Origin of the sequence: Streptomyces sp. NPDC006743 (genome assembly GCF_040703815.1) — a bacterium.
Lineage (GTDB): Bacteria > Actinomycetota > Actinomycetes > Streptomycetales > Streptomycetaceae > Streptomyces.
Genome location: NZ_JBEYJA010000103.1, coordinates 1 through 10,270, shown reverse-complemented (window position 1 = coordinate 10,270; position 10,270 = coordinate 1). Strand labels below are relative to the sequence as shown.

Annotated in this window: 9 protein-coding genes; 7 read left to right on the top strand and 2 right to left on the bottom strand. The window is 70.5% G+C overall.

The genetic code is table 11. The features are described from left to right. Positions 1-89: 89 nt before the first annotated feature. Positions 90-2,483, bottom strand: a complete 2,394-nt coding sequence (locus tag ABZ719_RS36515) for a transglycosylase domain-containing protein (protein WP_366729474.1) — start codon at positions 2,481-2,483, stop codon at positions 90-92. A gap of 269 nt (positions 2,484-2,752) precedes the next feature. Here ABZ719_RS36515 and ABZ719_RS36510 point away from each other — a divergent pair, with 269 nt between their 5' ends. The 5 genes from ABZ719_RS36510 (at position 2,753) to ABZ719_RS36490 (ending at position 7,833) form a co-directional block, all read left to right on the top strand. After that, complete coding sequence (locus tag ABZ719_RS36510) at positions 2,753-3,691, top strand: SPFH domain-containing protein (RefSeq protein ID WP_366729473.1); 939 nt, start codon at positions 2,753-2,755, stop codon at positions 3,689-3,691. Further along, positions 3,688-3,993 (top strand): hypothetical protein, encoded by a 306-nt coding sequence (locus ABZ719_RS36505; protein WP_366729472.1) that lies wholly within the window; start codon positions 3,688-3,690, stop codon positions 3,991-3,993. Before ABZ719_RS36510 ends, ABZ719_RS36505 begins: the two co-directional genes overlap by 4 nt. A 239-nt stretch (positions 3,994-4,232) precedes the next feature. Continuing rightward, on the top strand, positions 4,233-4,757 hold the full coding sequence (locus ABZ719_RS36500; protein WP_037862019.1) for a PadR family transcriptional regulator: 525 nt from the start codon (positions 4,233-4,235) through the stop codon (positions 4,755-4,757). Further along, positions 4,754-5,443, top strand: a complete 690-nt coding sequence (locus tag ABZ719_RS36495; protein WP_037862020.1) for an ABC transporter ATP-binding protein — start codon at positions 4,754-4,756, stop codon at positions 5,441-5,443. The genes ABZ719_RS36500 and ABZ719_RS36495 overlap by 4 nt, the downstream gene beginning before the upstream one ends. A gap of 83 nt (positions 5,444-5,526) precedes the next feature. Then, positions 5,527-7,833, top strand: a complete 2,307-nt coding sequence (locus ABZ719_RS36490; RefSeq protein ID WP_366729475.1) for an FtsX-like permease family protein — start codon at positions 5,527-5,529, stop codon at positions 7,831-7,833. A gap of 118 nt (positions 7,834-7,951) precedes the next feature. Here ABZ719_RS36490 and ABZ719_RS36485 read toward each other — a convergent pair whose 3' ends face one another. Continuing rightward, positions 7,952-8,911, bottom strand: a complete 960-nt coding sequence (locus ABZ719_RS36485; protein ID WP_366729471.1) for a LysR substrate-binding domain-containing protein — start codon at positions 8,909-8,911, stop codon at positions 7,952-7,954. Positions 8,912-9,044: 133 nt separating this feature from the next. On the opposite strand from ABZ719_RS36485, the gene ABZ719_RS36480 reads away from it, so the two are divergent. Together ABZ719_RS36480 and ABZ719_RS36475 are read left to right on the top strand one after the other, a co-directional pair. Beyond that, positions 9,045-9,599, top strand: a complete 555-nt coding sequence (locus ABZ719_RS36480; protein ID WP_037862022.1) for a peroxiredoxin — start codon at positions 9,045-9,047, stop codon at positions 9,597-9,599. A 3-nt stretch (positions 9,600-9,602) separates the two neighbouring features. Beyond that, positions 9,603-10,136: an alkyl hydroperoxide reductase gene (locus ABZ719_RS36475; RefSeq protein WP_037862023.1), complete on the top strand. Its 534-nt coding sequence runs from the start codon at positions 9,603-9,605 to the stop codon at positions 10,134-10,136. Positions 10,137-10,270: the final 134 nt, after the last annotated feature.

Sequence of the window (10,270 nt, the reverse complement as noted above, 5' to 3'; positions counted from 1 at the left end):
TGGAGGCCGCGGGGGTCGCCCTCGTCCTCCCGGCTCTCCGGCTTTCCGCCGTCGTGCTCCCGGCTTCCCGGCCGGCGGCCCGCCGTCGGTTACTGCCCGGGCATCCGGTCGTGCAGGTGCTGCTGGTCGTTCGGGTCGAGCGGGTTGTCCGCCGAGGTGCTGGTCGACGGGTCGGGCGCGGTCGGCGAGTGGCTCGGCGACATCGACGGCGAGTGGCTGGGCGACTGCGTCGCCGAGTGGCTCGGCGGCGGCTGGCTCGCGGAGTGGGACGGCTGCGTCGGCGAGTGGCTCGGCGACATCGACGGCGAGAGGCTCGGCGACTGGGTCATCGACGGGGTCCGGCTCGGCGTCTGCTTGGCCGCGCCCTGCGTGGTGTCCAGGTCGAACTTGCTGGTGTCACCCATGACGCCGAAGGTGTAACCGGCCCAGATCTCCGCCGGGTAGCCACCGCCGTTGATCCGGCCCTTGCCCGGCAGCAGGCCGGTGGCGCCGGTCATCGTGGTGTGCTTGCTGGTCTTGGGGTTCTCGCCGAACAGCCCGACCGAGGTGACCAGGTCCGGGGTGTAACCGGTGAACCAGGCCGACCAGTTGTTGTCGGACGTACCGGTCTTGCCCGCCACCTGCTGGCCGTCGCGCAGCGGGTTGTCGGCCACCGACGTCCGCGCCGTACCGTCGTCGACCACGCCGGTCAGGACCGAGGTGACCGTGTCGGCGGCCTCGCGGCTGATGACCTGGTCCCCGACCGGGTCGGTCACGGAGACCTTCCGGGTCCGGTTCTCGGCGGCGGCGATGATGCCGGGGGTGACCTTCTTGCCGTGGTTGTCGAGGGTGGCGTAGATCCCGGCCATCTCCAGGGGACTCGCCCCCATGGAGCCGAGGGTCTGGGCGGGCACGGCCTGCATGCCCTCGGTGTCCATGCCGAGCTTCTTGGCCGTCGCCATCACCTTCTCCATGCCCACGTCGACACCCATCTGCGCGAAGACGGAGTTGACGGACTTGTTCATGGCGGACTGGACGGTGATGTTCCCGTAGCTGACGTCGTCCTCGTTGGGCGGCGCGAAGCCGACCTTGGAGCCGTGGTCGACGACCGGGCGTTCGCTGGTGCCGTCGTAGATCGTGTTGGCGTCGATCGGCAGGCCGTCCTGCGTCTTGGCGCCCTCGTCCATGGCGGCGGCCAGGATGACCGGCTTGAACGTGGAGGCCGGCTGGAAGTCCCGCCGGGTCGCGTTGCTGATGTAGTGCTTGAAGTAGTCCTGGCCGCCGTACAGCGCGACGATCCGGCCGGTCTTCGGGTCGACGGAGACCGCTCCGGCCTGGACGTCGGCGTCGACCTTGCGCTTCTTCGGGTCGAGCTTGCTGGTGAGCTGCTTCTTGACCGAGTCCTCCAGCGCGGCCTGCTTCTTGCGGTCGATGTTCAGGGTGATGGTCCACCCCCGGTCCACGACCGCGGCCTCCGCCTGGGACTGCGTGATGCCCTGTTCCTGCATCAGCTGCTGTTCCAGCTGCTTGTTGGCGAGTTCGATCAGGTAGCCCTTCTGGCCCTCGCGGCCGGGCGCGCCCTTGGGTTCCTTGGGCACCGGGAACTTCATCGCCTGGCGCTTGCCGGCATCGAGCCAGTGCTGCTTGACCATGTTGTCGAGGACGTAGTTCCAGCGGGCCTGCACCAACCGCTTGCCGTTGGGCCCGGCCACCGCCCAGTCGTACTGGCTCGGCGCCTGGAGCAGCGCGGCCAGGTAGGCGCCCTGTTCGACGGTCAGGTGCTGGGCGTCGACGCGGTAGTAGGCCTGGGCCGCGGCCTGGATGCCGTAGGCGCCGCGGCCGTAGTAGCTGGTGTTGATGTAGCCGGCGAGGATCTCGTCCTTGCTCTCCCGCTGGTCCACCTTCAGGGAGATGACCAGTTCCTTCAGCTTGCGCGTGACGGTCTGGTCCTGGGTGAGGTAGTAGTTCTTGACGTACTGCTGGGTGATCGTCGAGCCGCCCTGGGTGCCCTTGCCGGTCAGGGTGTTGAGCAGACCGCGGGCGGTGCCCTTCAGGTCGACGCCGGAGTCGTGGTAGAAGGACTTGTTCTCGGCGGCGACGAAGGTGTGCTGGACGTCCTTGGGCACCTTGTCCAGGGAGACGCTCTCGCGGTTGATCTCGCCGTCCCGGGCGAGGATGGTGCCGTCGCTGTACTTGTAGACGTTGCTCTGCCGCTCGGCGGCGGCGTTGCCCTTGGGTATGTCCACCAGCATGTAGAGCACGACGAAGGCGCCGATGCCGAGCAGGCAGACGCCGAGGACGGTGCCGAGGATCTTCTTCCAGGTGAACAGGCGGCGTATGCCGCTCTTCCTGGCCTTGGCGGGCCTGGCCGCGCGCCGGGCCGCGGCCCGGCCGCCCGGAGCGCCGCCGTCCCCGACGCCGGTCGCCGGTGTCACGGTCGAGCGCCGGGGCGCCGCGCGGCGGCCACCGCGCTGTCGCGCTCGTCTTTCTTCCGCTCGTCCCATGCGTCCGTTCGCTCCGCTTCCGTCTCGGATGTCTCGGCTGTCACTCGCATACGTCGTTCAGGTCAGCTCAGAAAACTAACACCGCTCTCTGTGACAAAGGGGCCCCGATCCGGGCCTTCAGGGACGTGACAATCAGCACCCGCCCCCAAGTGAACCGACGTCCGGGAGGGTTCGGGGGTTGCCGTTCGCCGTTAAAGTGATATCACTTAGCTAGGCAGGAGCTACTACGACTGCCGTTCGCACGCTCCACGAGAAACGGGGGATCCTCCATGTCCGCAGCCACTCCACCCGCGGTGACCACGGCCGACGCGCCCGAGATGCCCGCACCCCAGGTGCGGGAGTTCGCGGCGCACAGCATCAAGGGGGGCCTGGCCCTGCTGCTCGGCCTGCTCGGCCTGCTCGCGGCCGTGGCCCTGATCGCCGGCGGCGCGAGCCTCACCGGCGGCGGCAAGGCCGCGCTGATCGTCGCCGGCGCCCTGGTCGGCATAGCGGCGCTGCTCGCCATGGCGGGGCTGAACATGGTGGCGCCGGGTGAGGCGAGGGTCGTCCAGCTCTTCGGGCGCTACCGGGGCACCATCCGCGAGGACGGCCTGCGCTGGGTGAACCCGCTCACCTCCCGCGAGAAGATCTCCACCCGCGTCCGCAACCACGAGACCGCCGTCCTGAAGGTCAACGACGCCTACGGCAACCCGATCGAGCTGGCGGCGGTCGTGGTCTGGAAGGTCCAGGACACCGCGCAGGCGTCCTTCGAGGTCGACAACTACCTGGAGTTCGTCTCCACGCAGACCGAGGCCGCGGTGCGGCACATCGCCATCGAGTACCCCTACGACGCCCACGACGAGGGCGGCCTGTCCCTGCGCGGCAACGCCGAGGAGATCACGGAAAAGCTCGCCGTCGAGCTGCACGCGCGCGTGGAGGCGGCCGGGGTGCGGATCATCGAGTCGCGCTTCACCCACCTCGCGTACGCTCCCGAGATCGCCTCCGCGATGCTCCAGCGGCAGCAGGCGGGCGCGGTCGTCGCGGCCCGGCGGGAGATCGTGGACGGCGCGGTCGGCATGGTCGAGGCGGCGCTCGCCCGCATCGCCGAGCAGGACATCGTGGAACTGGACGAGGAGCGGAAGGCGGCGATGGTGTCGAACCTGATGGTGGTGCTCTGCGGGGACCGGGCACCGCAGCCGGTGCTCAACACGGGGACGCTCTACCAGTGACCCCGGCGACGGATCCCTCCGAGGGAAGCCAGGGGGCCGAGGGGGCCACGGGAGCCGAGGGGGCCGCCGAAGCCGCCCCCCGGCGCGGGCCGCAGCAGCGCAAGCAGGTGCTGCTGCGGCTGGACCCCTCGGTGTACGACGCCCTCGCGCGCTGGGCGTCGGACGAACTGCGCTCGGCCAACGCCCAGATCGAGTTCCTGCTGCGCCGCGCCCTCGCGGACGCGGGCCGCCTGCCGGGCGGGACCGGCCCGCTGCCCCGCCGGGGCCGGCCCCCGCGCAGGACACCGCCGGGACCGCAGTAGCCCCGGCCACCGCCTGCGCCCCGAGCGGCGGGACGCCCCGCCCGCGCCGGGCGGCGGCCCGCGAGCCTCCAGGTCACCGACCCTCCAGGCCACCGAACCTCCAGGCCCGCCCGCCGCCCGTAGCAGAACCGTGACAAACGCCTTCCACCTGCGGTTACACCCTCCGCCCTGACACCGGGCCACCCTCTACACACTGGGCGTATACATCGTGCGTATACACGGTGTGTAGTGTTCTCCGCATGTCCATCGGTCACACCCTTCTGGGGCTCCTGGAGTCCGGACCGCGCCACGGCTACGACCTGAAGCGGGCCTTCGACGAGACGTTCGGTCACGACCGGCCGCTGCACTACGGCCAGGTCTACTCGACGATGTCGCGGCTGCTGAAGCACGGTCTCGTCGAAGTCGACGGGATCGAGGCCGGCGGCGGCCCCGAACGCAAGCGCTACGCCATCACCGCGGCCGGCATCACAGACGTCGAGCAGTGGCTGGCCACGCCCGAGAAGCCCGAGCCGTACCTTCAGTCGACCCTCTACACCAAGGTCGTCCTGGCCCTGCTCACCGAGCGCGACGCGGGTGACGTGCTGGACACCCAGCGGGCCGAGCACCTGCGCAGCATGCGGATCCTGACCGACCGCAAACGCAAGGGTGACCTGGCCGACCAGCTGATCTGCGACCACGCCCTGTTCCATCTGGAGGCCGATCTGCGGTGGCTCGAACTCACCGCCGCGCGCCTCGAAAAACTCCGAGAGGCGGTGACCCGGTGACTCCTCCCCCCGGCTCCCTGTTGTCGGCCCAGGACCTGCGCAAGGCCTACGGTCCCACCACCGCGCTGGACGGCGCCGAGTTCTCCATCCACCCCGGCGAGGTCGTCGCCGTGATGGGACCCTCCGGGTCCGGCAAGTCCACGCTGCTGCACTGCCTCGCCGGGATCGTCACCCCGGACTCGGGCTCGATCCTCTACGACGGCCGGGAACTGGCCACCATGTCCGACGCGCAGCGCAGCGCGCTCAGGCGCTCGGAGTTCGGTTTCGTCTTCCAGTTCGGCCAGCTCGTGCCCGAACTGACCTGTGTGGAGAACGTGGCCCTGCCGCTGCGGCTGAACGGCACCCCGCGCAAGGAGGCCGAGCGCACCGCGCTCACCTGGATGAGCCGGCTGGAGGTCGACGACCTCGGCAAGAAGCGGCCCGGCGAGGTCTCCGGCGGTCAGGGGCAGCGTGTCGCCGTCGCCCGCTCGCTGGTCACCGGTCCCCGGGTGCTGTTCGCCGACGAGCCGACCGGCGCGCTCGACTCGCTCAACGGCGAGCGCGTGATGGAACTGCTCACCGAGGCCGCCCGGTCCACCAACGCCGCCGTCGTGCTGGTCACGCACGAGGCACGGGTGGCCGCGTACTCCGACCGCGAGATCGTCGTCCGCGACGGCAAGTCACGGGACATGGAGCGCGTCGTATGAGTGCCCACCCCGCCCCCGCCGCCACCCGGCCCGAGGCACCGCCCGACTCCTCCTTCGTCCACAGATGGGCGCGCGACCTGCGCATGGGCGCCAAGTTCGCCTTCACCGGCGGGCGCGAGGGCTGGACCCGGGTGCTGCTGACGGCCGTCGGCGTCGGGCTCGGCGTCGCGCTGCTGCTGCTGACGACCGCGCTGCCGACCGCGCTGTCGGTCCGGCACGAACGCGACCAGGCCCGCTCCGACTACACGTACAGCCAGAAGGTCAAGCCCAAGGCCGACAACACGCTCGTCATCTCCGACATCAACACGACGTTCGGGGACAAGGACATCCGCGGGCGGCTCGTGGAGCCCGAGGGACCGCGCGCCCCGCTCGCGCCCGGACTCAGCGGTTACCCGGCGCCGGGTGACATGGTGGTCTCCCCCGCGCTGAAGAAGCTGCTCGACTCCGACGACGGCAAGCTGCTGCGCGGCCGGCTGCCCTACCGGGTGACCGGCACGATCGGCGAGAGCGGGCTCATCGGTTCGCAGGAACTGGCCTACTACGCCGGCGCCGAGGGCCTGGCCCCGCACATCAACGGCTGGCAGACCGCGCGGATCAGCGAGTACGGCTCGCCGCACCGGGTGCCCGAGCGCCAGGACCCGGTCCTGATCCTGCTGGTGCTGGTCGTCTTCGTGGTGCTGCTGATGCCGGTGGCGGTGTTCATCACGGCGGCCGTGCGCTTCGGCGGCGACCGGCGCGACCGCAGGCTGGCCGCACTGCGGCTGGTCGGCTCCGACAGCCGGATGACCCGCCGGATCGCGGCGGGCGAGGCCCTGGCGGGCGCACTGCTCGGCCTGGTCTTCGGCGCGGTCTTCTTCCTGCTCGGCCGCGAGGCCGCAGGGTCGATGGAGATCGTGGGCATCAGCGTGTTCCCCAGCTACCTCAACCCGTCCCCGGCGCTGGCCGCGCTGGTCGCCGTCGCCGTCCCGGCGGCAGCGGTGCTGGTGACCCTGCTCGCGCTGCGCGGGGTGGTCATCGAACCGCTCGGTGTGGTCCGCACGGCCAAGCCCACGCGGCGCCGCCTGTGGTGGCGGCTGCTGCTGCCGGTGGCCGGCCTGGCGATGCTCGCCCCCATGATGGGCAAGGGACGCGACGAGGGCGACTTCAACCAGTACCTGGTGTCCGGCGGTGTGATCCTGCTGCTGATCGGCGTGACCGCGCTGCTGCCGTGGATCGTGGAGGCGGTCGTCGCCCGGCTGGGCCGCGGCTCGGTCTCCTGGCAACTGGCCGTGCGCCGGCTCCAGCTGAACAGCGGCACCGCCGCCCGCACGGTGAACGGCATCTCGGTCGCGGTGGCCGGCGCCATCGCCCTGCAGATGCTGTTCGCGGGCATCGAGGGCGACTACACCAAGGTCTCCAAGAACGACCTCGACCGGGCGCAGATCCAGGTGCAGCTCTCGCACGGGGTCGCGACCGACCCGGCCCTCGCGAAGTTCCGGCAGACGCCCGGGGTGCGCAAGGCCGTCGCGCTGGCGAACGCCCGTGTCGGCAGCACGACCGCCGCCTCGCCCGACGGGCCCAAGCTGAGTTCCGAGGTGACCATCGGCGACTGCGCGGCGCTGCGCGAGGTGGCAGCCCTGTCCTCCTGCCGTGACGGTGACGTCTTCGCCGTCCAGGGCGCCAAGTACGACACGGACACCCCGGCCCTGGCCAAGCCCGGCAAGAAGCTGTTCATGGACACGTCCCAGGGGATGGAGCCCCCCCACGAGGTGCGCTGGACGGTGCCGCGGGACCTGAAGAAGGTCCGCGCCATCACGGACCCCACGGGCATGGAGCACGGCGGCTTCCTGCTGACGCGGGGCGCGCTGCCGGCCGCGGCCGGGCAGCCCTCCGCCCAGGTCTACGTCTCGATCGACGCCTCCGTGCGCGACGTGCACGAGTACGTGCGCAACACCGCGGCGGACGTGGACCGGTTCGCGGACGTGATGGTCTGGACGGCCAGCCAGCAGTCGGAGAAGTTCACCTCCATCCGCACCGGGCTGCTCGTCGGCGCCACCTGTGTGCTGGCCCTGATCGGGGCGAGCCTGCTGGTCTCCCAGCTGGAGCAGTTGCGCGAGCGCAGGAAGCTGCTGTCGGCGCTGGTCGCCTTCGGCACCCGGCGGCGCACGCTGAGCCTGTCGGTGCTGTGGCAGACGGTGGTCCCGATCGCCCTCGGGCTGCTGCTGTCGCTGGCCGTCGGCCTGACACTGGGCACGGTGCTGCTGAAGATGACGGCCACGGCACTGAGCATCGACTGGCCGAGCGTGCTGACCATGACCGGCATGGGCGCGGGGATCGCCCTGGCGGTGGCCCTGCTCAGCCTGCCTCCGCTGCTGCGCATGATGCGCCCGGAGGGCCTGCGCACGGAGTGACCTCCGGCCGGCCCCCGGCCCTGGGCCCCTTTCCTCCCACCGGGAGGCGAGAGGCCCCGGCATGTTCGGGGCGGAGTGTGCCGAGGGTACGGCCGGGGGGCCGGGGCGGGCGGCCGGCTCAGGCGTCGCAGTCGAGCACCCGTACGGGCAGCGCCCGCAGGTCGGTGCGCAGGGCGGCGGCCAGTTCGCGGTACTCCGCGCCCCGGGCGGCGCCGGTGCGCATGGCGAGGGCGATCCGGCGGGCGGGGGCGGGGTCGGCGAAGTAGCCGGTGAGGAGCTGGTTGCTGCGGGAGATCTCCACCTTGAGCGCGGTGCGCGGCAGCAGCGTGCAGCCGAGGCCGCCCGCGACGAGCTGGACCAGAGTGGACAGGCCGGCGGCGGTGGTGGTCACCGGGGCGTCCTCGCGGCCTGCCTCGCGGCAGATGTCCAGGGCCTGGTCGCGCAGGCAGTGCCCCTCGTCGAGGAGCAGCAGGTTCAGTTCCTTCAGGGCCTCGCGCGGTATGCCCTCCCGGCCGCCGAGCCGGTGGTCGAGCGGGGTGAGGAGCACGAAGTCCTCGTCGAAGAGCGGGAGTTCGGTGACGCCGGGCACGCCGAGCGGCACGGCGAGCAGCAGCAGGTCGAGCCGTCCGCCGGACAGCCCCTCCAGCAGGCTCGCGGTCTGCTCCTCGTGGACCTGGAGGTCGAGGTCGGGGTAGCGGTCGTGGACGAGACGCAGGACGGTGGGCAGCAGGTAGGGCGCGACGGTGGGGATGACGCCGATGCGCAGCACGCCGGTGAAGGGCGCCCGGACCGCCTCGGCGTCCTCGATGAGGGCCCCGACCTCGTCCAGGACCGCCTTGGCCCGCACCGCCAGACGCTCACCGGCGGGCGAGAGCAGCACCCTGCGCGTCGTACGCTCGACGAGCGTCACGCCGAGGGTGTCCTCCAGGGCGGAGACGGCGCCGGAGAGCGCCGGCTGGCTCATGCCGATCGCGGCGGCGGCGTCCCGGAAGTGCAGGTGCTCGGCGACGGCCGCGAAGGCGCGCAACTGGGACAGGCTGGGCAGGCTCCTCCGCCTGGCGGCATTACCGACGGTCACTGATAACCACCTCCGATCAACCCGACCGAGTGTAGCTATTTCCGTAATCAATTGACTCTGTGCCAACATCATCAGGGTCCAACCCATGGGAAACACGGGCAAAGCCGGTGTTTCTTCGCTGCAAGGAGAGCGTGTGCTCACTGTCGGTGACAAGTTCCCCGAGTTCGAACTGACCGCCTGCGTCTCGCTGGAGAAGGGCAAGGAGTTCGAGAAGATCAACCACAAGACCTACGAGGGCAAGTGGAAGGTGATCTTCGCTTGGCCCAAGGACTTCACCTTCGTGTGCCCCACCGAGATCGCGGCCTTCGGCAAGCTGAACGACGAGTTCGCCGACCGCGACGCCCAGGTCCTGGGCTTCTCCGGTGACTCGGAGTTCGTCCACCACGCCTGGCGCAAGGACCACCCGGACCTGCTCGAACTGCCCTTCCCGATGATGGCCGACTCCAAGCACGAGCTGATGCGCGAGCTGGGCATCGAGGACGAGGAGGGCTTCGCCAAGCGCGCGGTCTTCATCGTGGACCAGAACAACGAGATCCAGTTCACCATGGTGACGGCGGGCTCGGTCGGCCGTAACCCCAAGGAGGTCCTGCGGGTCCTGGACGCGCTGCAGACCGACGAGCTGTGCCCGTGCAACTGGAGCAAGGGCGACGAGACCCTCGACCCGGTCGCGCTGCTGGCTGGTGAGTGAGGCATGTCCCTCGACTCCCTGAAGTCCGCCGTCCCGGACTACGCCAAGGACCTCAAGCTCAACCTGGGCTCGGTCATCGGCAACAGCGACCTGCCCGCGCAGCAGCTGTGGGGCACGGTGCTGGCCACGGCCATCGCCTCGCGCTCGCCGATCGTCCTGCGCGAGCTGGAGCCGGAGGCGAAGGCGAACCTGTCGCCGGAGGCGTACACCGCGGCCAAGTCCGCGGCGGCGATCATGGCGATGAACAACGTCTTCTACCGCACCCGGCACCTGCTGTCGGACCACGAGTACGGCACCCTGCGCGCCGGTCTGCGGATGAACGTCATCGGCAACCCCGGCGTCGACAAGACCGACTTCGAGCTGTGGTCCTTCGCGGTCTCGGCCATCAACGGCTGCGGCATGTGCCTGGACTCGCACGAGCAGGTCCTGCGCAAGGCGGGCGTCGAGCGTGAGGTCGTCCAGGAAGCCTTCAAGATCGCCTCGGTGATCCAGGCCGTCGGCGTGACGCTGGAGGCGGAGGCCGTCCTCGCGGAGTGACTCCGCAAGAACGCCACAGGAGGGGCCCCGCCCGGGCATCTTGGGTTCAAGGGGTCGTCGCAACACCACTCGGTTTTAGGTGGTGAGTAGATCACGAAGACGCTCGGCTGGGGTATCCCAGCCGAGCGTCTTGC